At 70.9% G+C, this 24,689-nt stretch carries 26 protein-coding genes and 2 CRISPR repeat arrays; of the genes, 4 read left to right on the top strand and 22 right to left on the bottom strand.

The genetic code is table 11. The features are described 5' to 3' along the window. Window positions 1-19 precede the first annotated feature (19 nt). The gene (locus ACZ5NH_RS11165) at window positions 20-643 is read right to left on the bottom strand and encodes a class I SAM-dependent methyltransferase (RefSeq protein WP_468774390.1); all 624 of its coding nucleotides are present in this window, start codon (window positions 641-643) and stop codon (window positions 20-22) included. 112 nt (window positions 644-755) lie between these two features. On the opposite strand from ACZ5NH_RS11165, the gene ACZ5NH_RS11160 reads away from it, so the two are divergent. Next, window positions 756-890, top strand: coding sequence for a hypothetical protein (locus tag ACZ5NH_RS11160; protein ID WP_468774388.1), 135 nt, complete (start codon window positions 756-758; stop codon window positions 888-890). Window positions 891-904: 14 nt separating this feature from the next. Here the strand turns inward: ACZ5NH_RS11160 and ACZ5NH_RS11155 are convergent, their stop codons facing one another. Both ACZ5NH_RS11155 and ACZ5NH_RS11150 read right to left on the bottom strand, forming a co-directional pair. Further along, window positions 905-1,363 carry a GNAT family N-acetyltransferase gene (locus ACZ5NH_RS11155; protein WP_468774386.1) on the bottom strand — a complete coding sequence of 153 codons (459 nt, stop codon included), beginning with the start codon at window positions 1,361-1,363 and terminating at the stop codon, window positions 905-907. Between the two features lie 68 nt (window positions 1,364-1,431). Continuing rightward, entirely contained in the window at window positions 1,432-1,896 is a 465-nt protein-coding gene (locus ACZ5NH_RS11150) for an SRPBCC family protein (protein WP_468774384.1), read from the bottom strand. 46 nt (window positions 1,897-1,942) lie between these two features. On the opposite strand from ACZ5NH_RS11150, the gene ACZ5NH_RS11145 reads away from it, so the two are divergent. Continuing rightward, window positions 1,943-2,551 (top strand): TetR/AcrR family transcriptional regulator, encoded by a 609-nt coding sequence (locus ACZ5NH_RS11145; RefSeq protein ID WP_468774382.1) that lies wholly within the window; start codon window positions 1,943-1,945, stop codon window positions 2,549-2,551. Window positions 2,552-2,611: 60 nt separating this feature from the next. Here ACZ5NH_RS11145 and ACZ5NH_RS11140 read toward each other — a convergent pair whose 3' ends face one another. The 17 genes from ACZ5NH_RS11140 to ACZ5NH_RS11060 form a co-directional block, all read right to left on the bottom strand. Further along, entirely contained in the window at window positions 2,612-4,150 is a 1,539-nt protein-coding gene (locus ACZ5NH_RS11140; protein WP_468774380.1) for an FAD-binding oxidoreductase, read from the bottom strand. Window positions 4,151-4,521: 371 nt separating this feature from the next. Next, a complete protein-coding gene (locus ACZ5NH_RS11135; protein WP_468774378.1) occupies window positions 4,522-5,718 on the bottom strand; it encodes a site-specific integrase in 1,197 nt (398 codons plus the stop codon). 64 nt (window positions 5,719-5,782) lie between these two features. Further along, window positions 5,783-5,998 (bottom strand): excisionase family DNA-binding protein, encoded by a 216-nt coding sequence (locus ACZ5NH_RS11130; protein WP_453117847.1) that lies wholly within the window; start codon window positions 5,996-5,998, stop codon window positions 5,783-5,785. A gap of 165 nt (window positions 5,999-6,163) precedes the next feature. After that, on the bottom strand, window positions 6,164-7,420 hold the full coding sequence (locus tag ACZ5NH_RS11125; RefSeq protein WP_468774375.1) for a DUF3631 domain-containing protein: 1,257 nt from the start codon (window positions 7,418-7,420) through the stop codon (window positions 6,164-6,166). Next, the gene (locus ACZ5NH_RS11120) at window positions 7,417-7,833 is read right to left on the bottom strand and encodes a hypothetical protein (protein WP_468774373.1); all 417 of its coding nucleotides are present in this window, start codon (window positions 7,831-7,833) and stop codon (window positions 7,417-7,419) included. The genes ACZ5NH_RS11125 and ACZ5NH_RS11120 overlap by 4 nt, the downstream gene beginning before the upstream one ends. Next, window positions 7,830-8,744, bottom strand: a complete 915-nt coding sequence (locus ACZ5NH_RS11115) for a bifunctional DNA primase/polymerase (protein ID WP_468774371.1) — start codon at window positions 8,742-8,744, stop codon at window positions 7,830-7,832. The genes ACZ5NH_RS11120 and ACZ5NH_RS11115 overlap by 4 nt, the downstream gene beginning before the upstream one ends. A gap of 89 nt (window positions 8,745-8,833) precedes the next feature. Then, complete coding sequence (ssb, locus tag ACZ5NH_RS11110; protein ID WP_468774369.1) at window positions 8,834-9,301, bottom strand: single-stranded DNA-binding protein; 468 nt, start codon at window positions 9,299-9,301, stop codon at window positions 8,834-8,836. A 24-nt stretch (window positions 9,302-9,325) separates the two neighbouring features. After that, window positions 9,326-10,003: a hypothetical protein gene (locus ACZ5NH_RS11105; protein WP_468774367.1), complete on the bottom strand. Its 678-nt coding sequence runs from the start codon at window positions 10,001-10,003 to the stop codon at window positions 9,326-9,328. Between the two features lie 24 nt (window positions 10,004-10,027). Beyond that, window positions 10,028-10,531: a hypothetical protein gene (locus ACZ5NH_RS11100; RefSeq protein ID WP_468774365.1), complete on the bottom strand. Its 504-nt coding sequence runs from the start codon at window positions 10,529-10,531 to the stop codon at window positions 10,028-10,030. A 17-nt stretch (window positions 10,532-10,548) separates the two neighbouring features. Further along, window positions 10,549-10,740 carry a hypothetical protein gene (locus ACZ5NH_RS11095; protein ID WP_468774363.1) on the bottom strand — a complete coding sequence of 64 codons (192 nt, stop codon included), beginning with the start codon at window positions 10,738-10,740 and terminating at the stop codon, window positions 10,549-10,551. 200 nt (window positions 10,741-10,940) lie between these two features. Then, entirely contained in the window at window positions 10,941-13,055 is a 2,115-nt protein-coding gene (locus tag ACZ5NH_RS11090; RefSeq protein WP_468774362.1) for a hypothetical protein, read from the bottom strand. A gap of 3 nt (window positions 13,056-13,058) precedes the next feature. Then, a complete protein-coding gene (locus ACZ5NH_RS11085) occupies window positions 13,059-14,651 on the bottom strand; it encodes a hypothetical protein (RefSeq protein ID WP_468774360.1) in 1,593 nt (530 codons plus the stop codon). A 94-nt stretch (window positions 14,652-14,745) separates the two neighbouring features. Continuing rightward, window positions 14,746-14,988, bottom strand: a complete 243-nt coding sequence (locus ACZ5NH_RS11080) for a hypothetical protein (RefSeq protein ID WP_468774358.1) — start codon at window positions 14,986-14,988, stop codon at window positions 14,746-14,748. A 212-nt stretch (window positions 14,989-15,200) separates the two neighbouring features. Then, window positions 15,201-16,265 carry a hypothetical protein gene (locus ACZ5NH_RS11075; RefSeq protein WP_468774356.1) on the bottom strand — a complete coding sequence of 355 codons (1,065 nt, stop codon included), beginning with the start codon at window positions 16,263-16,265 and terminating at the stop codon, window positions 15,201-15,203. A gap of 43 nt (window positions 16,266-16,308) precedes the next feature. After that, window positions 16,309-16,689 carry an RRQRL motif-containing zinc-binding protein gene (locus ACZ5NH_RS11070; RefSeq protein WP_468774354.1) on the bottom strand — a complete coding sequence of 127 codons (381 nt, stop codon included), beginning with the start codon at window positions 16,687-16,689 and terminating at the stop codon, window positions 16,309-16,311. Then, window positions 16,689-17,018 (bottom strand): hypothetical protein, encoded by a 330-nt coding sequence (locus tag ACZ5NH_RS11065; protein WP_468774352.1) that lies wholly within the window; start codon window positions 17,016-17,018, stop codon window positions 16,689-16,691. Before ACZ5NH_RS11065 ends, ACZ5NH_RS11070 begins: the two co-directional genes overlap by 1 nt. Beyond that, window positions 17,015-17,308, bottom strand: coding sequence for a hypothetical protein (locus ACZ5NH_RS11060; RefSeq protein ID WP_468774350.1), 294 nt, complete (start codon window positions 17,306-17,308; stop codon window positions 17,015-17,017). Before ACZ5NH_RS11060 ends, ACZ5NH_RS11065 begins: the two co-directional genes overlap by 4 nt. A gap of 1,032 nt (window positions 17,309-18,340) precedes the next feature. Between ACZ5NH_RS11060 and ACZ5NH_RS11055 the strand changes: the two genes are divergently transcribed. Both ACZ5NH_RS11055 and ACZ5NH_RS11050 read left to right on the top strand, forming a co-directional pair. Further along, window positions 18,341-19,108 carry an XRE family transcriptional regulator gene (locus tag ACZ5NH_RS11055; protein ID WP_468774348.1) on the top strand — a complete coding sequence of 256 codons (768 nt, stop codon included), beginning with the start codon at window positions 18,341-18,343 and terminating at the stop codon, window positions 19,106-19,108. 3 nt (window positions 19,109-19,111) lie between these two features. Then, window positions 19,112-19,585 carry an NUDIX hydrolase gene (locus ACZ5NH_RS11050; RefSeq protein ID WP_468774346.1) on the top strand — a complete coding sequence of 158 codons (474 nt, stop codon included), beginning with the start codon at window positions 19,112-19,114 and terminating at the stop codon, window positions 19,583-19,585. On the opposite strand, the gene ACZ5NH_RS11045 is transcribed toward ACZ5NH_RS11050, so the two are convergent. After that, on the bottom strand, window positions 19,573-20,139 hold the full coding sequence (locus tag ACZ5NH_RS11045) for an HD domain-containing protein (protein WP_468774344.1): 567 nt from the start codon (window positions 20,137-20,139) through the stop codon (window positions 19,573-19,575). The two genes, ACZ5NH_RS11050 and ACZ5NH_RS11045, sit on opposite strands and share 13 nt — an antisense overlap. A 1-nt stretch (window position 20,140) precedes the next feature. Further along, the gene (locus ACZ5NH_RS11040) at window positions 20,141-20,602 is read right to left on the bottom strand and encodes a GntR family transcriptional regulator (protein WP_468774342.1); all 462 of its coding nucleotides are present in this window, start codon (window positions 20,600-20,602) and stop codon (window positions 20,141-20,143) included. Window positions 20,603-20,805: 203 nt separating this feature from the next. Then, window positions 20,806-21,140: a CRISPR direct-repeat array (repeat unit 29 nt; unit sequence GGGACCATCCCCGCAGGCGCGGGGCCGAC). A gap of 91 nt (window positions 21,141-21,231) precedes the next feature. Continuing rightward, a CRISPR array of direct repeats spans window positions 21,232-24,678; the repeat unit is 29 nt; unit sequence GGGACCATCCCCGCAGGCGCGGGGCCGAC. Between the last annotated feature and the right edge of the window lie 11 nt (window positions 24,679-24,689).

Genomic DNA, 24,689 nt, shown 5'->3' with positions numbered 1-24,689 from the left:
CAGGGAGGCACCACCTGCCTCAGACCACCGCCACCACCGCGTACCGCTCGTCCTCCACCACCCTCCCCCACAACAGCGCGTCGTCGGACAGTCGCTCCACGCGTACGTCCGCGGTCAGCGGTGCCAGGAGCGCGGTGAGGCGGGCGGCGGGGATGCCCACGGGGTGCAGGGTGCCCCAGACTCCCTCGACCAGCACGAATCGGCCATCGGGGCGCAGGAGGTCACGCCAGTGCCGCAGGACCCGGGCGGGCTCCGGGAGGGTCCACAGGACATGCCGTACGAGGACGACGTCGAAGCGCTGCTCCCCGACCGGCGGCGCCGCGGCCTCCCCGCGCAGGATCACGGTGTCGCGCCCGGCGAGCTTGGCGCGGGCCCGCTCGACCATGGCCGGGGACGCGTCGACGCCCGTCACCCGGTGTCCCTGTTCGGCCGCGAGGAGCGACAGGCTGCCGGTGCCGCAGCCGAGATCGAGGACGTCGGCGGGGCGCTCGGGCAGCCAGGAGCGGAGCCGGTCCGCCCAGGCCGCGCGGATCCCGGGGTCGCGCAGGCCGTGGTCCGGCTCGTCGTCGAAGGCGCCGGCCTCGGCGTCCCAGTCCACTTCCGGGGTACCTGCCGCAACCGCGCCGTCATTCACGTTCGTCATGCCCCAAGAGTGACAGCCGCCACTGACAATCCGGCTCCGATGAGGAACTCTCACCAAAAGCGTCTACCACCGTGACAACACGGAAACTCGGTAGGCACTGAAGGAGGCAGCCATGCGCCGCGTAACCGTGCAGAAGCCCCTGAAGAGGACGGACAGCCGCCGGATCCACGAAGAGGCGGCGGAACACCCCCCGAAACGTCCCGAGGTGCGCAAGGACATCGCCCGCACCTGGTGGCCCGACGGTTGAGCCCGCCGGGGCCGTCAATCCAGTCGCTTGCGGTAGTGGATGCGGTCGTAGGGCCCGTCGACACGGCGTTCCACGACCTCGTATCCGTACTTCGGATAGATCTTCCGGTTCTCCCACATCAACGCGTTCGTGTAGAGCCTGATCTCGCCGAGGCCCAGCTCACGCGCGCGTGCGTCGACGAAACGCAGCAGCCGCCGTCCCACGCCGGTGCCGTGGGCGCCGGGACGGACGGCGATGCTGTCCAGGAAGAGATGGCCGGCGAACGCCTCGATCACGACCAGTCCGTCGACGGGTGTTCCGGTGACGAACACCTTGCCGGCGGCCACGTTCGCGGCGTGATCCGCCTCCATGGGCTGCGGAACCACTCCGATGCGTTCGATGTAGTGGTGGTAGGCCGCGTCCGTCACGGCCTTGACGGCCGACACGTCCTCGGCGACGGCGGGCCGCACATGCTCCGCGTTCTGTTCGATCACGGACGCACGCTATCCGCCCGAGCGCGCTCCGAGCAGCCCCTCTCGCAAGCGGGAACGGGCCGCGGCCGTCAGGAGCCGGCGGCGGACACGTGGTGGGCCAACTCGGTGGCCAGGCGCCGCATGACCGTGTGGTTGGCGCGCCGCATGGTGGTCCGTACGACGGGGGCCAGCAGCCGGTCGGCCAGCGGGGCGCGCGCCCAGGTGTACGTGAACGAGACTCGGCTGCCACCGGCGGGCAGGGGGGCGATGACGTAGGTGCCTCGGGCCTGGCGGCGGCCGGCCGCGCTGACATTGCGTTCGACGATCCGCCGGGGTGGCTCGGCCTCGACGACCTCGATGGTGACGTCGGTCCGCGCGCCGCCCAGCGCGGCGGTGACCGTGGCGCACGATCCGACGCCCCGGCGGGGGCCGCTGTAGCGCCAGTCGGACAGGTAGTGGTCGGTGAATCGCTCGTGGTGGGCCATGACATCGAGGAAGTCGTAGACCTCGTCGGGTGTCTGCGGTACGTCGATCGACACGGTGACCGCCTTCATGTACCACACGGTACATGCCCCCTGTACCAATTGGTACACTCGCGTCGTGGCGAATACGGGCGACCCGCGTTCCGAGGGCGAGGCCGGGCACGGCGCGGACCAGGACCGGCGCGCACAACTGGTGGACGCGGCCGTCGACCATGTCGCGGAGCACGGCATCGCAGACCTGAGCCTGCGCCGCCTCGGGACCGCGATCGGCGTCAGTCACCGCATGCTGATCCACTACTTCGGCTCCAAGGAACAGCTGCTGGTCGAGATCGTCCGGACGTCGGAGCGGCGCCAGCGCGAGCTGCTGTCCCGGCTCCACCTGGAGCCCGGGCTCTCGCCCGCCGAGGTCGCGCGGCTGCTGTGGCGGCGACTGACGGACCCTCGGCTGGCCGGTCAGGAACGGCTCTTCTTCGAGATCTGCGGGCACGCGCTGCGCGGCCGCCCCGAGGCCGTCCCCGTCCTCGAAGGGTTGGTGAAGGACTGGCTGGAGCCGCTCGTCGCCGCCGAGACCGCCGCGGGGACGGACACCGCCACGGCCCGAAACCGCGCCAGGCTGGGCCTCGCCACCGTCCGGGGCCTGCTGCTGGACCTGCTCGCCACCGGTGACCGCGCCGGCGTCGACGCGGCGATGGAGGAGTTCCTTCGGCTGTACTACGGCCAGGAGTGACTGGGCGGCGTACGCCGTCGACCCGGGCAGAGCCGAGCAGACGATGCCGGTGTGAGAGCGTCAGGTGCCGATCCCCTGTGGATAGCTGAAGAAGTCGGTCGGATCGTACTTCCGCTTCACCCTGACAAGCCGGTCGTAGTTCGAACCGTAGTAAGCCCGCCGCCAGTCCTTCAGCGTCGGATCCGGAAAGTTCTGATACGAATACCCAGGACTCATGTCGCCGAAAATGTCGTGATAGAACTCACGGAGCCAGTGCAGATTCGCGGTCTCGACGCGGTGTGGGTCATAGTCCGCCCAGGAGGTCTCGGCAGCGAAGACGAACACGGCGTTTCGGTGCACGAACGCGGTCGCATCCGGCGGCACCTGGTTGATCTCGCCGCCGAGGGCGAACATCGCGAACCCGGCCCCGTCCTCGTTGCTACTGCCCGGCCAGTCCAGCAGTTTCTCGGCGGCGGCACGGACCTGCTTGTCAGTCAGGAGCGTCCGGGAAGTGAGAACCGCCGACTTGGCGGCGAACTGTTCCACCGGCGTGGTGGCGCTCAGCAGCACGCTCGCCTGACCGGGAGTGACCTCGCGGACGGACGCGCTGTTGCGGGCGCGCTCCTCGGCCGTGCCGATGGCAAGCAGCGGAGCCAGGATGTCGCGCAACTCCTCAAGGGGGCCGTAGTACTGGCCGATGGCGTTGACATTGGCGTTGGCACGGATCTGGTCCCTGGCAAACCCATGGGTCCCGATGCCGACGCGAAGGTGGAACCGCTTGTCGTCCAGGGCGTTCACGGCGATCCGCTGCGCGGTGGCGATCACCGGCACCACGGAGTCCAGGCTCCAGCGCAACTGGTAGACGCCCACGTTGCCCTGGAACTGCTCGTACTGGAACGTAAAGGAGGTGTTGACGCCAAAGTTGTTCCCCGCTCCGCCACGGCAGGCCCAGAACAGGTCGGAATGCGAGTCCGGACCGGCCTCCACCACGCGGCCGTCGGCGAGCACCACGGTCGTCGAGACCAGCCGATCACAGGTCAGACCGAACATTTTGTCGCTGAAGCCGATACCGCCGCCGAGCACCAGTCCGGCCACCCCGACCGTGGGACAGCGGCCGGTCGGCACGAAAATCCCCTGGTTCTCCAGGAGCGGGTGCAGGTCGCCATTGGTGACCCCGGCTCCCACGGTGACCGTACCCGCGTCATGGGTGACCTTGATCGGCCCGTAGGTCCGGGTACGGGAGCGGGCACCCGGCAGCGGGGTGACGGCGATGCCTTTCATCCGGGCCATGTTGAGCAGCAGGCCGTTGGTGCTGGAGTACCCGGCGTAGTTGTGACCCAGCCCGGAGCGGGGCACGGCGGGCAGCCCCACCGCGCGGGCCCAGCGGACCGCGGTGCGGACATCCCTGGTGGTGGCGCACGCGACGATTCCAGCGGGGTGGATCCCGGCGTAGCGGTGGTTGAACGGGAGCGCAAGCGGCGAGTAGTTGGAATCCCTCGGCCGGTAGAGGGTGGAACGCGATGACAACGCGTCGGCCAGCCGCTTCCAGTCCCGAGGGCCGACCCGCTCCACCACCTCGGTCGGTGACGCAGCAACGGGTGGCGCCTGCAAACCCACCATCCCCGTCCCCAAAGCCCCCAGTGTGCCCGCCCGCACCGCACCCCGCCTGTTGATCACAGTGGCTACCCCTCACGAGAAACGCCCCAAAGACGCGATCGCCTCACTGCGAAGTCAACCGACTGCCGACCGGCACAGCCGTACAACAGGGCCCCGCCACAGGCCCGTAACCCTAAAGAGTGCCCGGCATACCGCCGTACGGGCCGCACCACAAGCGCACCACATCCCCTCTTCCTGAGCCCCCGGTTAGTCCCGCCTTAACGGCACCATAAGATCCCAAAGGCCCCTCAGAGCAGCGTTTCCGCACTTCAGAGACGGGGCCTTTGGGGCTCTTCTAGCCTTGGGGAGCCAAACAGGGCGCCACGGCTGCGAAATCAGAGACCGTCTGGGCAGTCACCCTCGACCGCCTCGTCATTGTCCCCAAAGATGTCGTCCATGGCCTCTGCTCCCTCGGAGATGACCGGGCGCAGTTGCTTGCGATAGACCCTCTCGGTCGTTCCACTGCCGTTGTGCCCAACGAGACGCGAGATGACTTCGATCGGGATCCCGTGGTCCGACAGCACGGACACAAAGCTTGTCCGCAGCTCGCGCGGAGTCCACTCCTTCGGGTTCGCGAAGCCGGCCTCCTTGAGCAGGGTCCTGAAGTTCCGGCGCACGTTCAGGGCACTGCGAAGTTCACCCGTCTCCGTCGGGAAGACCAGTCGTTCATCGGTCCACTCCTTGCCGGCTGCGACGCACGCAGCCTGCTCGCGGCGCTTGTGAGCCCTCATGACGACGACGGTCTGCTGCGGCATGGCCAGTGAGCGTCGGCTCTTCCGGGTCTTCGTTTCACCATGCCGGCGTACCGAACGCCACACGTCCACGTGCGGCTTGTCCGTTCCTGAGCGTGACAGGTGAACGTGCGACCAGGTCAGGGGCCGTGCTTCCTCCGGCCGGACACCTACAAGTAGGGACAGAACTACGTAGGCGTGGATCCAGGTTCCTTCCTTCGCACGGAGAACAGCAGCAGCCTGCTTCAAAGAAAGCGACTTACTCGGCCGCCCCGATCGCCCCTCCGGTACCTCGACCAGGTCAGCGACGTTACGGACAGCCCTGCCTCTTCTCTGAGCATGGCTGATCGAGCGTCGTAGGACCGAGTGCACCATCTTCAGAGACTGCGTTGCGAGAACCTCGGCCTCAGCCTCCAACCACGCATCCAGGTCGTCAGCTTCGAGGTCACGCAGCTTGCCTTTCCCGAGCTGCGGGATGATGTGGTTGTCGGCAAGGCTCCTGTACGTGTCGACGCTGGTAGCTTCCCTCCCCTTGAGTCCTTGGGCAAGCCAGTCGCTCACAGCTTGAGCAACGGTGTAGTTGGCGGGCGTCTTGACGCCAGCAGCCAGCTCCTTCTTCAGCTCGCGGAGTTTCTGGCGAACTTCAGCCTTCGTCTTGCCTGACACCTTCGGCCGATTGCGCTTGCCAGCCGGGGTGTAGCCGAGAGACACGGCGCCGATGTACCTGTTCTTGGACTTGTCCCAGTAGATCGAGTCGTCGCCATGCCCGGCCCTGGTGCGCCGCTCGGGCACCTCAGTCATTGTCTTCCCTTCCAAAAAGGAGAAGGGCCGCGCCCGGAGGCGCGGCCCTTCGTTGCGGCTGCGGTCAAGCGGAGGCTTCGGCCTCACGCTTGAGGAGTTCGACGTATTCGTCGATCCACTCGGTGGGCACCAGACGCCGGCGGCCACAACGGACGGTGCGAAGGCGCCCGAGGCGGATCTCGTCATAGGTCGCGGTACGACCGATCCCAATGAGCGCGGCCGCAGCTTCCACGCTGTAAAGACGGCGCTGCACCGGAGAGGCGGTAGCAGCCGTATCCATGGGTTCCTCCCTCATAGGTCGCTCGCTGCCTAGCCCTTCTGGGAATCCGCAACATCCGCCACGCCGCAACATTGCTGGTCAGCGGCTTGGATTTGTTGCGGTTGCCGGTTGTGTTGCGGATAGGTCCGCCGCGCGGTGGCGCGGCGGCACCGTGGGCGGGAGTCGTCAGCCGACGATGCGCAGCGGTCGTGTGTCGGCCTCCGCAGACATGTGGCGGCTTTCGTCGGGGGCTTCCGCCACGGATTCACCCGCGTTGACCTGCGGTGTTGCGGCTGTTGCGGCTGTTGCGGACTTCTCGGGGGGAGGAGGGCAGTAGCGGGCCCACGCGTCGGTCAGATCCTCGGCGTAGTAGCCCTTGGGGGTGCCGCTGCCGACCCGAATGCCCCGAGGCCGGATGGGGGTGTTGTCGGGGCGGACGTACTGGCTCAGCAGCTTGGACAGGCCACGGGCGGTGAGGGGTTTGCCGTCGTCGTTCAGGTCGGCCCAGGGGGCGTCATCGAGCCCGTGGAGGACTTCGAGGATGGCGGCGGTGGGCATGCGGTCGGCGCCGCAGAACACGCGGTCGCGCAGGTCAGTCAACAGGCGGACTCCGAGGGAGGCTTCGTCGCCCTGCTGGGCGGCCTTGATGAGTTCGACGCAGGCGGCGCGGGCGCGCTCGGGCCAGTGGCCGCCGGCCGCGTCGGCGACCGCGAGCAGCGGTTCCCACACGTCGGCGGGCCGGTCGGAGACGCCCTCGGGCATCTCGGGCCAGGCTTCGGCGACCTGGTCGTGCACGGTGGCGGCCCACTCGGCGAGCCGGTCACGCAGGGCGTGGCCTTGCTTCTCGTGGACGCGCCGGCGGTACGGTTCGGCCTTCTCGTTGGGGGCCTTCTTGCGCATCCGGATGATGACCGAGCGGGTCAGGATCGTGTCTGGGAGGGACCCAAGTCCGGCCATGGCGACGGCGCAGAATGAGGAGAACCACTCTGTGCTCTGGTTCGAGCCGTCCCCGACGCACCGCAGCGATTTGGCGCCGCGCCGGTAGCCGGAGTTCAGGAACCCGCGGACCTCTTCGTTGCCGCCGGCCTTGGGCCCGAAGACGGTGTCGATCTCATCGAACAGCAGCGTTGGCGTCCCGCCCTCCGCCTCCACGAGCCGGAAGAGGGCGTTGGCGGAGGCGTTGACGGTGGTGGCCGCGCGCGGGGTGAGGGTCTCCACGATCTCCAGGGCGCGGGACTTTCCCGACCCCGGCTCCGGGGAGAGGAACGCCAAGCGGGCGGTGCCGTCGAACGCGTCGATCAGGTGGGCGTGAGCGTCCCATAGGGTGACGGCGACGTAGGCGGCCTCGGTGGGGAAGATGTTGAAGCGACGGTGGAACGCTTCGACCTCATCGAGCAGGGCGGCGCCGTCGATGGACGGGGCGGCCGGGTTGACGCTGGTCATGCGGCGTTCCTCCTTTCGTGGTGCTGGGCGGGAGCTCCCGTGCAGGCGTGCTTGTGGGCGGCGTACTCGGTGACCAGGGCGGCCACGGCGTCCTGTCCGCGGGCGGTGTCGGTCTGGCCGCAGGGGCAGGCGTAGGCGACGGTGGGGGTGTCGCTGTAACGCTTGGACCAGCGGGCGCCGTCGTAGTGGTGGCGGTAGACCGGCGGGGCGTAGATGCGGATCCGCGGCCGCTCGGGCGTCGGGTCGTCGGCGTTGTGGCTCGGGTGGTCGGTCGGGTGCGGGTCACAACGAAGAGCTGTGAGGACGGCCTGTCGGCCGTCGCTCTTCGTGCCACGGCCCGCGTCGGCGCCGCCCTCGCCCGGGCGCGAGCGCTCGGACGTGGGTTGGGTCGGCTTTTCAGGGCGGGGGGTCATGCGGCGTCCCTGGGTCGGCAGGTGCGAATTGACCAGTCAAGGGCGCTGCGGATGGTGGCGCGGCACTCGGCCGCCGGCAGTCCGGCCGCCTCTCCCCCCGCCTGAAACGCCTCCTGCACCACGTCCCGCGGGATCTCGCCCCATGCGACGAACCGCCCCAGCGCGCGGGCGCCCTCCAGCAACCGGGTGTTCCTGCCGCCCTCGCCGGTCCCGGCGACCGCGGCCACCTCGCGGTCAAGGGCAGCCCTGGCCCGCCGGGTGACCGAACCCGAGACGAGCAGCGGCGCGAGCGCCGCAGTGGGCCTGGACGACTCGATCAGCAGCGGGGCCAGCCAGTGCGGCAGCGCGGCCACGGGTACGTCGTCCAGCACCTCGTACACGCCGTCGGGGGTAGTGCTGCCGGAGGCGACGACGTAGCCGCCCCATGCGCGGGTGTCGATGTGCGGCCCGAGCCGGTTGACGCTGCTCGGTAGCCTCCCGCCGGGCGGGGCGGTGAAGTACAGGTGCCGTCCGCCGCTCGGGGTCCGCACCTGGTACGTGGGCGGAAGCTGCTCGCCGGCGCGCTCGCAGAGCGCGCTCAAAGAAGCGGCGCCGTCAGGCGCTCCTTCTTCCTCCCCGAGCTTGCACACGTCCAGATCGATCACCAGCAGCCCGGCCGGGCCGGTGGCGATGCCGACGTTGTACGGGCCCGTCGTCCAGGCGGTGCGGATGCGGTCGGGGTCCGTGGTTGCGCGCTGCTCCCACTTCACGTGGCCGCCGGCGCACGGGCCGCTACGCGGGCAGGCGTGCTCGCCGTGCAGCGCGGGGGCCTTGCCACCGGGGCGGAGCGGGTGGACGTGCCAGCCGCGCCCGGCGGCGGCCAGAGCGGCGGCGAGCAGGTCTACTCGCCGCGCGTCGGTGCGATGGGTCATGCTGGATGCCTCCAACAGGTCTGTTGTGGACTGGTTGGCCGGGGCGACCGCGTGTCTTTGGCGAGATCGGGCGGTCGCCCCGGGCCTGTCTAGAACGGCGGTTCGGCGCCCTCGGCCGCACTGGCGCCGCCAGGGGCGGGCGTGTTGGTTGCGGCCCACGGGTCATCGCTGGCCGGGCCGTTCTGGGCCGGCCGCTTGCCGTTGATCTGGACGGTGGTGAAGCGGACGGAGGCGCCGATGTCGTCGACTTCGACGGCGAGCATGGAGCGCTTCTCGCCGGTGTCGGTGGTCCAGTCGTGCTGTCGCATCCGGCCCATGGCGACGACGCGGGAGCCCTTGCCCAGGGACTCGGCGACGTGTTCGGCGAGGGCGCGCCAGGCGGCGCAGCGGTAGAATGCGGTGGTGCCGTCCTTCCACTGATTCGCCGCGCGGTCGAAGCTGCGCGGGGTGACGGCGATGGTGAACTTCGCGAGTGCGGCGCCGCCCTCGGTGAACTTCAGTTCCGGGTCGTCGGTCAGGTTGCCGACGAGGGTGATCGGGGTCTCTCCGAACGACATGCTGTTGTCTCCCTTGGTGACTGGTCAGGCGCGGGTGCGGGCGTGCTGGGCCTTGGCGTCGAGTAGGGCAAAGGCGAGGGCGGATTCGGCGAGGACGCCGTAGGCGTAGGCGGCGTCGGGCAGGCCGGAGGCGGAGTCGATGGCGTCGTGCAGCTCGCCTCCCTCGTGATCGGTGAGGCAGGGCTGGTCGTCCAGGTAGTCCGCGTAGGCGGCAGCCATGTCGCACTGCGCCCACCGGGCATGCGCGCAGACGAACTTCGTGTAGCCCTTCCAGCGCTGCAGCTTGGGCATCAGGCTCGGGACGGGGCACAGCTCGCCGGGGATGACGTACTCGCCCTGCGGGGTGCGGCCCAGTTCGACGGTGTCCGGGTGCTGGCCGTCGAGCACGCGCAGGATCGCCCACGCGGCGCCGTACGCGTAGCCCAGCGCGGCCTGGACGTAGAGGCTGCTGAGCTTGCGCCTCTGTTCGGACAGGACGTCGCCGATCACGAACAGGGCGTCGTCGTACGGGCGGAACGGCACGGAGCCGGGGGCGCGGCCGTCGAGCCGGACCTCGCCGTCGACCGGACGGAGCCGGTCCAGGTCGTACGCGTCGCGGGCGAGTTCAGCCGCTCGGGCGGCGCGCTGGGCCTCACGGGCGGCGGCTCCGAGCGCGAACACGCTGTCGGTGAGCGAGTCGAACCAGGCGGGAGCGGTCTTCACAGGTGTTCCTTTCCTGCGGGGTGGTCAGCGGTGAAGTTCGTTGCGGTTGCGGGCGATGAGCCCGTACGCGGGGGCGGTGATGGTGTTGGCTTCCTGCCGGACGGGTCCGGCGTAGTGGTGGTGGACGGCGGTGTGCGTGGCCTTGATGGAGCGCATGGCGGAGCCGATGGCGGCGGTGACCGCGGCCAGGGCGGCGATCGGGAGGGTGACGAACAGGACGCTGGTCAGGGTGACGGCGGCGAATCCCTGGCAGGCGAGCCAGATGCCGCAGCCGAGACCCACGCAGGTTGCGCCGACGCCGATGCCCGCCACGGCCGTCCCGGCGGCCCACGCGGGGACGATCCGGCGGTCCGGCTGCGGGACCGGTGGCGTGGGGCCGTAAGCGGGCAGTGGGGTGGTGTCGCGGTAGGCGGTCGGTATCTGCGGCACGGGCCGGTAGGCGTCGGCGATGATCCGGCGGGCTTCGGCGGTGGCTTCGGCGTCGGTCATGCGCGGCTGCCAGGCCGGGGGCTGGTCGTGGTCGGGCATGGCGGGCTCCTGCCGGGTCAGGTGAGGTGGCGTGCGGCGTCGGCGAGCGCGGCGCATATGGCGCGGATGGTTCCGGCGGCGCCGGTGCCGGCGGTGAAGAAGCCGAACAGGAAGAGCACGAGGGCGCTGAACGGGCCGACGTAGCGGCCCCGCAGCAGAACGAGGGCCAGCACCCCGAAGAGGGCGACGGCGGAGAGGGTCAGGATCACGAGCGGCCTCCCGGAAACACGGCGGGCAGCACCCGCGCGGCGGGGTGCTGCCCGTGCCTTGTCTTGTCGTGTCACTTGTCGTCTGGCTTGTCGCTTGTCTTGTCTTGTCGCTTGTCGCCTTGCAGGTCACGAGCCGTTTCCGGGCCCCCTGAGCCGCCCCGGACGGCTTATGTTCCGGCGGGGCGACAGGCGACAAGTGATCAGCTCTCGCCGGGCTGTCCGGGGGCGTGGCGGCGGTGGACGTACCGGGCCTTGGTGCCCTCTCCGACACGTACGGCAGTGCCGTCCAGCACCCAGGATTTGAGCCAGCCGACGACCGTCTGACGGTTCGTGCCGTACTCGTCGGCGAGCGCGCGGGCGATCGCGGATGCGCCGGTGCCCGCCGGGCCGGCGGCGAGCAGCACCGCGAGCGCGGCCTGCTGCGCGGGACTGTCCTGCTCGCCCCGCAGCGCCGACAGGTTCAACCCACCCGACCTCGGCGGCGGTTCGTCGGCAGCCGGTGCGTGCGGGTCGGGGGCCGTGGCGAACTCGGCATCGATCTGGGCCCGGAACTGCCGCAGCATCTCGTCTTCCGGCGAGACCTGCTCGGCCGGCGACTCGCTCCGCAGGGCGGACAGATTCAGCCCCTCCCCCGACGGCCCGCGGCCCGGGGCGTCATCGGCGGGGTTGTGGTCGCGCATCCACGCGGTGCGCTCGGCATCCCAGCGGCGCGCGTAGGCGGGACCTGCCGCCTTGGCGGAGATGTCGTCCAGCACGGGATGCCGGTCGGAGGTGGCGGCGATGATCTCGCGGATCTGGTTCGGCAGGATCCGCCAGGCCTTGAACAGGGCGGCCGGGGACTCCGGGGTGCCCATGAACCCGGCGCCCTTGTAGGGGGCCTGTTCCACTCGCAGGCCGCGGGAGCCGGGGAACATCTTGGACAGGTCCATGCCCTCGGTCTCCCCGCCGGTCAGGGCTACGCGGACTTTGGCTTCCCGGCGGATCATGAGGTTGCCCAGCACGCTGCCCGTGGCCCCGAGGGCGGTGAGCACGGTGCGCAGGCCCATGGCGCGGGCGATTCGGATCACTTCAAGGATCTTTTCCGCGAGCTTGCGCATGTCGCGGTCGCCGCTGGCCAGGATCTCCGCGCCCTCATCGATCACGAGCATGATCTGCGGAATCTTCGGACTGATGGGCAGCAGATCGGTGTTGTGGCGGGCGAGCAGGTCCTGATAGCCCATCTTGCGCTGCTTGGCCACCCGCACGGCGACGTCCAGCATCGTCATGGCCTCATCGAACGTCCCCGCCAGCCAGTCGACACCCGGCCGCACCGGCTTGCCCCCCTCGGCCTTGATCTCGCCGTTGAGGGCGGGCAGGACCCAGGGCAGGCCGGCCGATCCGGCGTTGAGGTCGATGACCCAGGTCAGCATGTCCTCGGCGCGGGCGAACCCGGCCAGGATCAGATGGACCAGGTTCGTCTTGCCCGAACCGGTCGGGCCGACGACCAGCGCGCACTGCTCGCGCAGGTAGGCCCGGATCTCTTCCGCGTTGGTGCGGTACCCCCACGGGATGCCGGTGTGTACGGACAGCGGCCCGTACTCGGCCGGGTAGGTCCGCTCCTGTTCCAGCACGTTGACGGTGGTCACGTCGATGATGACGCGGCCCTGGTGGATGCCGGGGGAAGCGGTGGCGGTGCAGCCGTGCGGCAGTCGCGCATCCGCCGACAGGCGGGGCGACTCGGCCGCGATCTTGTTCCAGGTGGCGCCGCCCGGCGGGAGTTCGGCGTCGATGGAGTAGCCGGTGCCGGTGGCCCACTTCTCTACACCCACGACGCGGACGGTGATGGAGCAGACGCGCTGGATGCGGTCGATCCACTCGGCGGCGATCGCCCGGCGTTCGGCGGACAGTTCGGCGGCGATCTGCCGCTGCTCAGCGGCGATCGCCTCTTCCTCGCGGGCCTCTTCGTAGAGGGTGGTGGAGCGGGCGGCGGCGCCGATGCCGACGCCGATGGTGGCCAGGGATCCGAGGGCGGCCCAGGTCAGGGGGCCGTGGGTCATGGCCCAGGTGGTCCATCCGGCGCCGATGAGCCAGCTGGCGGCGCGCGTGGCCAGGGTGCGGCCGGCGTTGCGCAGGCGCAGCCCGACGACGGTGTGTCCGAGGGCGCCGGCCGCGCCGACGGCGAGCGCCCAGCCGGGGGGCATGGAGGTTGCGGCGCCGGTGGTGGCGACGGCGAAGGCTCCGGTGGTGGCGGACAGGGCGCCGGTTACGGGTCCGTGACCGGCGGTCCAGTCCAGCACCGGGCCACTGGGCTGCTGCTTGGTGGCGGTGGTGGCCATGGTTTAGACGTTCCAGCCCTTCTCGGCCTCGTGGCCGTTGCGGGGGTCCTCGTGCCGGGCGATGTCCTGGGCGTGGACCTGCCTGAACAGCGGGCCCATGTCCTCAGCGACCGCGACGGAGGCCATCAGGGCGCCGAAGATGTCGTTGAAGCCGCCCGCGACCTCCTTCTCCAGCGGGAACTCGCTGTCGGAGCGCTCGGCGAGGATCTTCATCACGTTCGCCACGCTGGTCAGCGCGGCCGGCAACCCCTCGACCATGGCCAGGATCTCCATGCAGTCCTCGGGGTCGTAGGAGTTGGCGGCCTGCTCCATCTCGGCCGCGGCCTCTTCGAACCGGAAACCGGACACGTGCTCTCCTTCACTCACCTCGGATGTGCTGCTGCTGGTGGGGACCGTGGCTGCGGGCCGCTCGACGCCGTCCGCGATGCCGTCCGTGCCGTCCTCGGCGGCCTGCGCGTCGGCGGTGGCCTCCTGTTCGGCCAGCTCCTCGCGGATCGCCGCATCGCGGGCGGCGCGCTGCTCGGCCGCCACCCCGGCCAGCCGCCGGTACAGGCGGCGGCCGGGGTGGATCAGCCACGGGATGTTGAGCTTCCGGCCGATCGGGCTGGTGATGAGTCCGAGCAGACCGAGCGGCAGGGCGAGCAGGGCGGCGAGCAGACGGCGGCCGTGGAAACGGGCCGCCGACCTGCGCAGCGCCTTGCGGGCCGCTGTCCGGGCCGGTGCCTTGCGCACCTGGGCACGCTGTGCGGCCACCGTTCCGGCCGCCTTCTTGTCGCGCCGGGCACGCTGCTTGGCGACCGCCGCATCCCGCGCCGCGCGAGCCTTGCGGGCAGTGGCGCCCATCAGGCGACCTGCGCGACTGCCGTGCTTGCCGGACCGGTTGAGTCCCGCTGCGGCCTTGGCGTTGCGGCGGACGTCGGCGACCGCGCGCCGTGCGGCCGTGGTCTGCGCCCGCCTGTCGGCGCGGGAGCCGCCCGCAGCCTTCTGCGCGGCGCGAAGGGCCCTTATCTGCCCGGCCCGGCTCGCAGCCTTACCCGCCGTGCCGGTCAGGCGCCGGGCCGCGCCGGGGCTCGTCTTCCCGCTTGCCTTGCCGCTGGTGGCGGTGCCATGGCGTGCGGCCGGTCCGGTGCTGCGCCGGTGCTGGCCAGGCGCACCACCCGAGCGGCTACCGGTGCGACCGTGGCCGGTGCCCGCGGAACGGCCGCCACTGCTGCGACCGCCCATTGCCGCTCCCGCGCCGCTTCGGCGCAGGCCCGCGCTGCGGGCAACCGTACGCCCGGCCGTACGGGCTGCAGCCCGGCGGGCGTCGCGGCGGGGGTTGGGGTTGTGGGAGCGGGCGGCGGCGAAGGTGCCCAGCACGACGACGCCGGTTGCGGCGACCATGGCGGCGATCGGGCCGCCGGCCAGAGAGGCGGTGGCGACCGCTCCGACGGTGCTGTTCGCGCCGGTCAGGGCGAGGGGGACGACCGGCCAGCCGCCGGGCGTGTGCTCCACCTCGGACGCGGGCGGTGTCTGCTCGGTCGGTGCGGGGGCGGGCGGGGGTGTCTGGGGTGCGGCAGCCTCGACGGCTACCGGCTCGGTGCTGAGTTCCGTCATGCTGAGAGCACTCCTTCAGGGAGGACAGCAGAGGCCCGGACGCCATGCCGTCCAAAGCGAGCGTCCGGGCCTCTGCGCTGTAAGAAAGCGCCGGTCAGAGCTGGTTGGGCTCCAGCAGGAAGAACCCGACCGAGGCTCCGTTCAGGTCGGGGTCCTGGCTGGTGACGGCCCGGTAGATGGACAGGTAGGCGTCCTGGCGGGTACTGCCGGGCCGGGGCGTGAACGTGCCCTCCTGCGTGACGGACAGCCAGCCCGACTTCTCCAGGGTGATGACGAAGTGATGCGTGCCTTGCCCCTGATGAGCGCGGCCGGTGTCGGTAGCGGTCTGCGTGGTCACCGTCGAATCTCCTGCGTGTCGGTTCAGGCCGCGATGTGGGCGGCCTTCGGATGGCGGGACAAGCTCGCCGGGTCTGCGCGCCGGGTCTGCGAGGTACCGCTCGCCGGGGCTCACCGGGTCTGCTTCACTGGTGCTCGACTGCTTCCGGCAGTCGCAACGACGGCCAGCCCACTTTCCCTGGGCTGGCCGTCATTGGTGGTGCCGGACGCCGGTCAGGCGTCGGATTCCTCGTGGGACATCAGCGAGCCCCACGCCTTGCGTACGCGCTGCTCACCGCCGACGAACCCGCCCTCGCGGAACGCGGCGACGGCCTGGCGGTAGGACAGCGGCGGGTCGTCGCTGTAGCGCAGGTGCCGCAGGACGACGACGAGCTGAGCGTCCGTCAGTGGCTCGCCGGGTTGCGGCGTGGGAACGCCGGCCACGGCCGCGATCTCCTCCAGCGTCACGGGGGGCGTGACGAGAGGCGTCACGGGCGTGACGGCCCCGGCCGGTACGGTCTCGAATTCGGGCGTGACCTGCGTGTCTTCCTCCGTCACGGGGAGCGTGACGCCCGTGACGCTTTCCTTGTCTGCGGCCTCGACGGCGGGCGTCTCGGGAGCGGCCGTCACGCCCGTGCCGGGGGCCGTGACGGGCAGGGCGAACATGCCCGCGAGCGCGGCATCCGCGCTGGCCGTCATCCGCTCGCGCTGCACGTCGACCAGGTGCGCCCCGAGCAGAGCGTCACCCGCACCGACCTTCTTCGCGAGCTTCCAGGACTTCAGCTCCGAGTCCTTGCGCGCGTCCTCTTCGGGGTGGTTCGCGGCGCGGGCCCGGTGGTAGGCGAGCTTCTGCACGACCGCGGCGTTGCGGCGCTGCGCTTCGGCGTCCACCCCGGTGCGGTAGACCACGATCCGGCGGGCCAGCAGGCCCATGCCCTCCGCGGCCACGCACATGGCCATCGGGGTGAACGCGAACACCACCGACTCCGTACCCGTAGGCGCGACCGCGGCGCCGGTCAGGGACGCCACCGCCGGCAACGTCCACAGACCCAGCCGCACGGCCGCCGGGGAGGACTGGCCCAGCATGGTCAGCCCCACCAGGGTCAGCGCCAGGACCAGCGTGGCGCCCTCACCCGCGGCGACCACACCGAGCGCGGTGGCGGAGCGGTGGAACACGGATGTGATGTTGCTGTAGGTGCCCCACGCGCCCAGGCCGCCGAAGCCGACCATGGGCAGCGCAGCGGCGCCCAGTACGAGGGTTTGTCCCCAGCTCAGGGACTTCTCCGGGGGATACTTCACTGCTTGTCTCCTTGTCGGGAGGATGACCGCCTGACCAGGCCGGTCAGGCGGGGCGCTGGTCGTCGGGGTAGGCGCAGGGGACGCACACCCCGAGGGATGCGGGGATGACGTAGCCGGCGTCCGTGCGGCACTGCGGGCAGGTCCTGCGGGCGCGCATCGCGCACTCCAGGGCCCGGCGCTTCGCCTCCGTCATCGGCCGGACCGGCTTGGCCTGGTCGAGCCGGTAGAGGTAGGCGACCAGCGGCCCGCGGCGGTAGCAGGGGCGGAGGATCTGCGCGGCGACCGACTGTCCGCCGGGGCGCAGGCCACGGGCTCGTAACTGCCGCCGGGTGGCCAGGCCGTCCGGGGCCAGGCGCCAGGGGTAGGTGGGCACCCCGTAGCGGGCGCCGGTCGGGTCGAAGCACTTGCCCCACGCTGCGGACATCAGGCCGCCACCACGGACGGCGCCGGGTCGGTGATCTCGGCGAAGCCGGTCGGTTCCAGCACGGCGCCCGCAAAGTCCGCGGTCGCCTTCAGCACGCGCGTACGGCCGTCGCCTTGCGTGCCGTGTGCCACCGCGTCCGGGGCGATGCCGAGCGCTTCGCGCCATGCCTCGAAGCCGGCCAGGTCGTCGTGGAACGACAGCTCCAACCGGTTGGGGTAGACGGTGCTCACCTGCACGCACGGTGCCGGCAGGTGCCCGAAGTCCACGGCCAGCATGCGCAGGGCCCGCAGCGGCACGGCCAGGTCGTCCAGCGTCAGCTCCTTGCTCATGCGGCAGCTCCCCGACGCGCGGGGCGGTGGCGGGCGGGGCGGGCCAGCGGGACCACGTTGAACAGGTCCGGGTGCTCCTCGACGACCCGCGCGGCCAGGCGGATCAGGTCGTCGGGCAGGGTGCGGTACTCGGGGTCGGCGAGGATGTCACGGGCCGCGTCCAACCGCGCCGCGCGCTCCTCGTCGCTCTCGCCGTCGACCCCGAGCCAGAGTTCGGGCGGGGTGCCGAGAGCGAGTTCGGCGAAGTCCTGCGGGGTGTCGGCCCGGTGGCCGCAGACGTAATTGAGCATGGGAGCTCCCATGTCGAAGGGGCAGGAGAAGAGCCGGGGCCGCGAGAGACTGCCAGGGGGCGGCGGCCGGTCCGGGACGTGCGGCCAGCGCCGCGCGAGGCGGCGGGCCGGAGCGCCCCGGCCGGGAGTCGAACCCGGCCTTGCGACCATCGGGGCGGTTGGATTCAGCGGCCGGACACGGCCGCGTGCGGGTGCGGACGGGGTGGGCGCACCGGCAGCGGGGGCTTCGTCCTCTCGTGCTCCGAACCGGCCATCAACGGCCGCCCCGAGCCCGCGCGTTGTCCTCGCTGCGCTTGTTCGCCTCCGCTGCCCTGCGAGCCAGCTCGTCCCGCTCCGCGTCTGTCAGACTGGTGACCACAGGTTCCTCCACATCAGGTGCCTGTCCGCGGTCCCCCGGGTTGCCCCCCGAGGGACCGCACTGATTCCTCATCAAACGGGCAGGCCACCGACGTGATGCCGACCTCCTGCCCGCATGACGAGTGACGGGAAAGCCCGTCACTGTCGTCTCGCGGCTCCGTACGCGCCTTACTCCCTTCCGCTTGGCCGGCGCGTCGGTGACCGCGTCACTCAGTCGTCACTCGCTGAGTCGATCTCCCTGGAATGGCTACCTGTCATGGGCCGGGTGCAGCCCAACCACCGGGGTCCCCGCGATCCGGTCCCTGGGTCTACGCCCGAGGGTCAGACCAACGGCTTAGCCGATGACACCGATCGATCCGTGAAGACGACGGACTTTTACGTCTCCCCTGCCGCCCGGACCGCGTGTAAGCGGATCCGGCGGGGCCTAGCTGCGCATGCGGCATGAAGCCGCCTTCCGACCGAGTTGTTGCGTCCGGTCGTTGCAGAACCTGTTTTACAGGTACCGCATGGGGGTCCGTCAAGCACGTAGACGAACCTCGCGGTTCTCACGCCGGGACTTCTTGGCGCACGATCAGAATCGCTGCAGATCAGGGGAGTTGGTCACCCCTTGCGTGGACAGCTCCGGGACTTCTGGCTACGGTCAAGAAGTCCCTAGACGTCCCAACGGGGGTGCAGATGTCGAACGAGCGCTTACGGTCCGCCCTCCTCGCCCGCGGCATGACCGTGCAGACCCTCGCCGAAGCAATCGAGGTGAACCCGAAGACGGTCGAACGCTGGATCACCCAGGGCAAGGTGCCGTACAGGCGTCACCAGTACGCGACCGCGGCAGTCCTCAAGGTCGACGTGACAACGCTGTGGGAGGACGGCCGGACCGTCGACAGCGCGACGGACCTGACGAAAGCCGAGATAGCGGCCGTCTACCCACACCGACACACAGTGCCGTCCGGTCTCTGGCGGGAGCTCTACGGCCGGGCTGTGCAGAACCTGGACGTCCTTGTCTACTCCGGTCTGTTCCTCTCGGAGGATCCCCTGTTCCACGACCTGGTGAAGGCGAAGGTGGCGTCAGGGGCCCAGGTGCGCATCCTGCTGGGAGACCCTGATTGCGCGGCCGTCCACCAGCGCGGCATTGACGAGGGTCACCAGATCATGGACGGCAAGATTCGCAACGCCCTGCTGCTGTACCGCCCACTCATGCGGAGTCATCCGGAGATCGGCTTCCGGCTGCACGACTCGACGCTCTACAACTCGATCTACCGCGCCGACGACGAAATGCTAGTGAACCCGCACGTCTACGGCATCGGCGCCTACATGGCGCCTGTCCTCCACCTCCGCCGACTGCCTGGCGGCGGCCTCTTCGACACGTACGCGAACAGCATCGAGCACACCTGGCAGAACGCCCGTCCGGTCACCGAGCAGGACATAGCCACGATCACAGGAGCTTGAACCATGGGACGCATTGACTATCTGCACGACCCCGACGCGCCGCCGGCCAACTCGGTCGTGCCGTCCGTCGTCGCCTTCGTCCAGAACAACGCGGACCAGGTGCTGATGATCCAGCGATCCGACAACGGCCGGTGGGCGCTACCCGGCGGCGGCCACGACGTGGGCGAGTCCATCAGCGACACAGTCGTGCGGGAGGTATGGGAAGAGACCGGGATCAAGGTGGAAGTAATCGACGTCTCCGGGCTCTACACGGACCCCGGACACGTGATGCAGTACGACGACGGCGAGGTGCGCCAGCAGTTCAGCATCTGCTTCCGCGCCCGGCCGGTCGACGGCGAACTCCGTACGAGCAACGAAACAACTCAGGTCCGCTGGGTCGACCCCGCGGACCTGACAACGCTGGACGTGCACCCCACGATGCGACTCCGAATCGAGCACGCCCTGGACCGGACGCGTCCGGCCCCCTACATCGGCTGACGCTTGGCCGCGGCGACCCGATCGAGCACGCGGGACGTGCAGGCGAGGAGCTCGGGTTCGGCCCTGCGGATGAACTGCCCGATCAGACTGTCCGGCCCGTACCGCCCCGCGATCTCGTTGATCCGATCGATCGGGTTCGTCGGCGAACCGTCCGGTGTGGTGTTCATGTCGCAGTAGCAGAGCGCATCGTTCAACTGCTCGCGCTCGCGGGGAAACTCCCCATCCAGCTCCTCGCGCATGCTGCGGGCTTCCGCCTCCATCCATGCACACGAGTGGTGAGCGACCAGGTTAGTGACCCGTTCATCGGCGCCGGCCACGTCCCGGAGGTAGCGAGCGCCGTCCAGCGGATGAAAGCCCGTCTTGGCCAGGTCCGGCGCATAGCCGATGTCGTGCAGGACCGCCGCGGCCTCCAGCAGATCCGCGTCCTGGCCAAGGATGAGCGCGATCGTACGCGCCCTCTCGGCGACGCCCAGGCAGTGCTTCCACCGCCGCGGCAGCGGCTCGGCGAGCAGGGACTCCGCCAGGGGATATGCCCACTCCGTCAACTTCGGCAAGCTACGAACGCTCCTCTCGCGTCGGCACGGCGCGGACCGTCCGCACCCTGCCCTGTCCTCCCCCCGCCAGCACGCCGGCGGCCTCCAGCTTCTCCAGCGCCTTGGTCACCGTCGGACGCGAGACGCCGAACCGCTCGGCAAGCGCCAAAGCACTCGGGAAGGCTTCCCCCACTTCGAGCCCATCAGCCGTGATGATGTCCGCGATCCTCTGATGGAGCGGACGCCGGTCGACTTGCGCCCCCGAGCGCACGACGCGCCACCGCTCGCCCGGCGCGGGTTCGGCAACGCCCTCCTGCTTCAGTACGCCGAACGCGCGGACAGCCACGCCACGCGAGACCTTGTAGTCGCGCACGACCTCGGTCAGCGACGGCAGCACCGTCATGTCCGGGTCTCCCTCAATCCGCGTCTTCAGCGCTTCAGCGATCTTCAGGAAGGTTCCCCGAGGGTTGGCTTGCTGCGACACCCGCTCTCCCTATCGGTCAGCCAATCGTCATGTCCCAGCTTCCCATGCTGGAGAGGACCGTGAGGCTGGTCAGATTCCGCTGCCCCGTCGGCTTGATGTGGTCTTCTCTACTTCACCAAGCCACCCGCTTGCATTCCTGCCGTCGACCCGCTCCGTGGGCGCGGGGCCGACCTTGAGCCCGCATACACGGGCGAGGTCTCCGTGGGACCATCCCCGCGGGCACGGGGCCGACGCGATTTCGTCGTTGTTGGTCTCGAAGCACCAGGGAGCATCCCCGCGGGCGCGGGGCCGACTTCCGCGGCGCGGATCAGATGCCGGATGACATCGGGACCATCCCCGCAGGCGCGGGGCCGATTTGGCATGCTGCTCGGCGAGGATGCGCTTCTTGGAACCATCCCCGCAGGCGCGGGGCCGACTTGGCCTCGTCCGGGAGTCGGCGGTAGACCAGGGGACCATCCCCGCAGGCGCGGGGCCGACAACGGGTGGACCGTCAGGTCCACCATCTGGTCGGGACCATCCCCGCAGGCGCGGGGCCGACGTTGCTCTCCAGCAACTGGACAAGGATGATCTGGGACCATCCCCGCAGGCGGGGCCGACCTGCGCGGCCTTACCGAACATGGGCAAGAGTTCGGGACCATCCCCGCAGGCGCGGGGCCGACCTGATGTCGCCCTTGAAGTTGAAGGTCGTGCCAGGACCATCCCCGCAGGCGCGGGGCCGACTAGCCGCCGGGCCGCGTCATCACCGAGATCCAGGGACCATCCCCACAGGCGCGGGGCCGACAACCCCGACGACGTCGAGGTGCAGCCCTCCCCGGGACCATCCCCGCAGGCGCGGGGCCGACGCGAGCCTGCTCGCCAAGTCGGTGCTGGAGGAGGGACCATCCCCGCAGGCGCGGGGCCGACGCGAGCCTGCTCGCCAAGTCGGTGCTGGAGGAGGGACCATCCCCGCAGGCGCGGGGCCGACGAGCGGGCCATCGTCATCGACCGCCGGTACGCGGGACCATCCCCGCAGGCGCGGGGCCGACGACGAGCGGGCCGGCCACGTCCCACATGCCCTGGGACCATCCCCGCAGGCGCGGGGCCGACTACTCCAGACCGGGCGAGGTGAGCGTGACGCCGGGACCATCCCCGCAGGCGCGGGGCCGACATGGAGGTGGCGTGGGTGCCCTGTTCGATCCGGGGACCATCCCCGCAGGCGCGGGGCCGACCCATCGGTTTGCTCGTAGGTCTGGGAGACGCCGGGACCATCCCCGCAGGCGCGGGGCCGACTGCTGGCCGTAGCCGGTCGGAACCCATGGTGCCGGACCATCCCCGCGGGCGCGGGGCCGACACCAGCGAGACGACCGAGGTCTCGCTGACCCAGGGACCATCCCCGCAGGCGCGGGGCCGACTTCTTGCAGGTGACCTGTACGGCCTACCGCGTGGGACCATCCCCGCAGGCGCGGGGCCGACAGCTGGATACGGCTGTTCGCCGTCACGCTCGTGGGACCATCCCCGCAGGCGCGGGGCCGACCCGATGACCGCGGCGACGCCGCGAAGGTACTCAGGACCATCCCCGCAGGCGCGGGGCCGACACTCTGCTCGGCGCCTCCCGACCCCGACGACGGGGACCATCCCCGCAGGCGCGGGGCCGACTCCTGTGCGCCATCGCACGTGACTTGGATATCGGGACCATCCCCGCAGGCGCGGGGCCGACCTCCAGGGCGTGGGCGGCACGGTCCTTGTCACCGGGACCATCCCCGCAGGCGCGGGGCCGACTTCCCGGTCCAGGTGAGCAGCTCGCTCTCGGCGGGACCATCCCCGCAGGCGCGGGGCCGACTGCATCTCTCGGTCCCGGTCCCGCTCACTCTGGGGACCATCCCCGCAGGCGCGGGGCCGACGGTCAGACGGCGTACCAGCCCCACGCGGTGCCGGGACCATCCCCGCAGGCGCGGGGCCGACGCTACATCGACGGCCTCCACGGCAAGACGATCGGGACCATCCCCGCAGGCGCGGGGCCGACCAAGGCGTGAGCGACGAGCAGGAGATGGCTGAGGGACCATCCCCGCAGGCGCGGGGCCGACCTGCTGCTCATCGCCGACGCCCTCCAGGTAGACCGGACCATCCCCGCAGGCGCGGGGCCGACTCGGTCCGGGTCGTCTGCGACGGCGGTATCCGGGGACCATCCCCGCAGGCGCGGGGCCGACAGGGGGTTTCGCGGGGAGAAGCGTCCGTCGCGGGGACCATCCCCGCAGGCGCGGGGCCGACTCCTTCATCTTGGCCGCGAACGTCTTCTGCGTGGGACCATCCCCGCAGGCGCGGGGCCGACGTGAAGTTCAGTGTCGCGGTGAACCGGCAGCGGGGACCATCCCCGCAGGCGCGGGGCCGACTCCGCGCGCGAGCGTGGTTCGGTGGCGGTGGAGGGACCATCCCCGCAGGCGCGGGGCCGACTTGGCTGGTCCGGCGCCTGGTCCGCGGTGCGCGGGACCATCCCCGCAGGCGCGGGGCCGACATGAGACCGCGGCTCGGGTCGCCCGCCTTGGCGGGACCATCCCCGCAGGCGCGGGGCCGACAAGATCAGCAAATGCCAGTCACCGTCGGCGCAGGGACCATCCCCGCAGGCGCGGGGCCGACGTGCCGTGGCAGGACTTCACCGCGGTGAGCCGGGGACCATCCCCGCAGGCGCGGGGCCGACCGGCGATCCGCCGGGTGTCGATGGCGCCGCGCAGGACCATCCCCGCAGGCGCGGGGCCGACAAGTCGTTCGGCGGGCGGCAGATCGGGCATGTGGGACCATCCCCGCAGGCGCGGGGCCGACTCGGTACGCACCTGCTCCAGCGCCCGCGTCCGGGGACCATCCCCGCAGGCGCGGGGCCGACCATGCCGGGCACAGCTCCGTCCCGATCACCGTGGGACCATCCCCGCAGGCGCGGGGCCGACAGCGCGGTTGCCGCGCTGATCTGGGAGGTAGGGGGACCATCCCCGCAGGCGCGGGGCCGACTGCTGTCGCGGCTGCCGCTGCATGGGTGTTCCGGGACCATCCCCGCAGGCGCGGGGCCGACTTCTGCTCTGCACTGTGCAGAGCCGTGGCGAAGGGACCATCCCCGCAGGCGCGGGGCCGACGACTCGGGACAGTCCGAGGCGTAGTGCCCGTCGGGACCATCCCCGCAGGCGCGGGGCCGACTCAGGCGGGGCGCGCCAGGCGGCGGGGTCGTGGGACCATCCCCGCAGGCGCGGGGCCGACCCGAACGACGAAGCCGCTCCCGGGCTGCCGTCGGGACCATCCCCGCAGGCGCGGGGCCGACACTGTATCGGCCGGGTCTGACAGTGGCCTAGGAGGACCATCCCCGCAGGCGCGGGGCCGACAGGAGCTTGTCGCCGATCGACACGGTGAGGGCGGGACCATCCCCGCAGGCGCGGGGCCGACCAGATGAAGGTGACCGCGCCCGCGTCCTTCAGGGGACCATCCCCGCAGGCGCGGGGCCGACATGGAGGTGGCGTGCGTGCCCTGCTCGATCCGGGGACCATCCCCGCAGGCGCGGGGCCGACACCATGCCGCGAGAACCAGCTACCTCGGCGCCGGGACCATCCCCGCAGGCGCGGGGCCGACTACCGGGTGACGACGACGCCGGACGGCCGCAAGGGACCATCCCCGCAGGCGCGGGGCCGACCACGGACGACGGAAGCCTCTGGGGCTACGGCTAGGACCATCCCCGCAGGCGCGGGGCCGACCCGTCCCTGGGCGTGGGACGGGCCTTCAGTTCGGGACCATCCCCGCAGGCGCGGGGCCGACTGGCAGAACAAGGATGGCCAGGTCATCACCCAGGGACCATCCCCGCAGGCGCGGGGCCGACCTGTCGTCGTCCTCGGTCGCGCCACGCATGCCGGGACCATCCCCGCAGGCGCGGGGCCGACTCTTCTTGTATCTCCCGGCATCGGATCACCTCGGGACCATCCCCGCAGGCGCGGGGCCGACCCATCCGGTCTGATCAGCGACAACGTGGGCGGAGGACCATCCCCGCAGGCGCGGGGCCGACTGGCAGAACAAGGATGGCCAGGTCATCACCCAGGGACCATCCCCGCAGGCGCGGGGCCGACCTGTCGTCCGT

Source organism: Streptomyces sp. NPDC031426, assembly GCF_055581585.1.
Note: the sequence above shows the minus strand (reverse complement) of the source record. Positions and strands in the feature narration are given on the sequence as shown.

Excerpts from the sequence above, each read along its gene's own strand:
- ACZ5NH_RS11165 (WP_468774390.1), bottom strand. The coding sequence starts at position 643 with ATGACGAACGTGAATGACGGCGCGGTTGCGGCAGGTACCCCGGAAGTG.
- ACZ5NH_RS11160 (WP_468774388.1), top strand. The coding sequence starts at position 756 with ATGCGCCGCGTAACCGTGCAGAAGCCCCTGAAGAGGACGGACAGCCGC.
- ACZ5NH_RS11150 (WP_468774384.1), bottom strand. The coding sequence starts at position 1,896 with ATGAAGGCGGTCACCGTGTCGATCGACGTACCGCAGACACCCGACGAG.
- ACZ5NH_RS11140 (WP_468774380.1), bottom strand. The coding sequence starts at position 4,150 with ATGGTGGGTTTGCAGGCGCCACCCGTTGCTGCGTCACCGACCGAGGTG.
- ACZ5NH_RS11135 (WP_468774378.1), bottom strand. The coding sequence starts at position 5,718 with ATGACTGAGGTGCCCGAGCGGCGCACCAGGGCCGGGCATGGCGACGAC.
- ACZ5NH_RS11130 (WP_453117847.1), bottom strand. The coding sequence starts at position 5,998 with ATGGATACGGCTGCTACCGCCTCTCCGGTGCAGCGCCGTCTTTACAGC.
- ACZ5NH_RS11125 (WP_468774375.1), bottom strand. The coding sequence starts at position 7,420 with ATGACCAGCGTCAACCCGGCCGCCCCGTCCATCGACGGCGCCGCCCTG.
- ACZ5NH_RS11120 (WP_468774373.1), bottom strand. The coding sequence starts at position 7,833 with ATGACCCCCCGCCCTGAAAAGCCGACCCAACCCACGTCCGAGCGCTCG.
- ACZ5NH_RS11115 (WP_468774371.1), bottom strand. The coding sequence starts at position 8,744 with ATGACCCATCGCACCGACGCGCGGCGAGTAGACCTGCTCGCCGCCGCT.
- ssb (WP_468774369.1), bottom strand. The coding sequence starts at position 9,301 with ATGTCGTTCGGAGAGACCCCGATCACCCTCGTCGGCAACCTGACCGAC.
- ACZ5NH_RS11100 (WP_468774365.1), bottom strand. The coding sequence starts at position 10,531 with ATGCCCGACCACGACCAGCCCCCGGCCTGGCAGCCGCGCATGACCGAC.
- ACZ5NH_RS11090 (WP_468774362.1), bottom strand. The coding sequence starts at position 13,055 with ATGGCCACCACCGCCACCAAGCAGCAGCCCAGTGGCCCGGTGCTGGAC.
- ACZ5NH_RS11085 (WP_468774360.1), bottom strand. The coding sequence starts at position 14,651 with ATGACGGAACTCAGCACCGAGCCGGTAGCCGTCGAGGCTGCCGCACCC.
- ACZ5NH_RS11070 (WP_468774354.1), bottom strand. The coding sequence starts at position 16,689 with ATGTCCGCAGCGTGGGGCAAGTGCTTCGACCCGACCGGCGCCCGCTAC.
- ACZ5NH_RS11065 (WP_468774352.1), bottom strand. The coding sequence starts at position 17,018 with ATGAGCAAGGAGCTGACGCTGGACGACCTGGCCGTGCCGCTGCGGGCC.
- ACZ5NH_RS11060 (WP_468774350.1), bottom strand. The coding sequence starts at position 17,308 with ATGCTCAATTACGTCTGCGGCCACCGGGCCGACACCCCGCAGGACTTC.
- ACZ5NH_RS11055 (WP_468774348.1), top strand. The coding sequence starts at position 18,341 with ATGTCGAACGAGCGCTTACGGTCCGCCCTCCTCGCCCGCGGCATGACC.
- ACZ5NH_RS11050 (WP_468774346.1), top strand. The coding sequence starts at position 19,112 with ATGGGACGCATTGACTATCTGCACGACCCCGACGCGCCGCCGGCCAAC.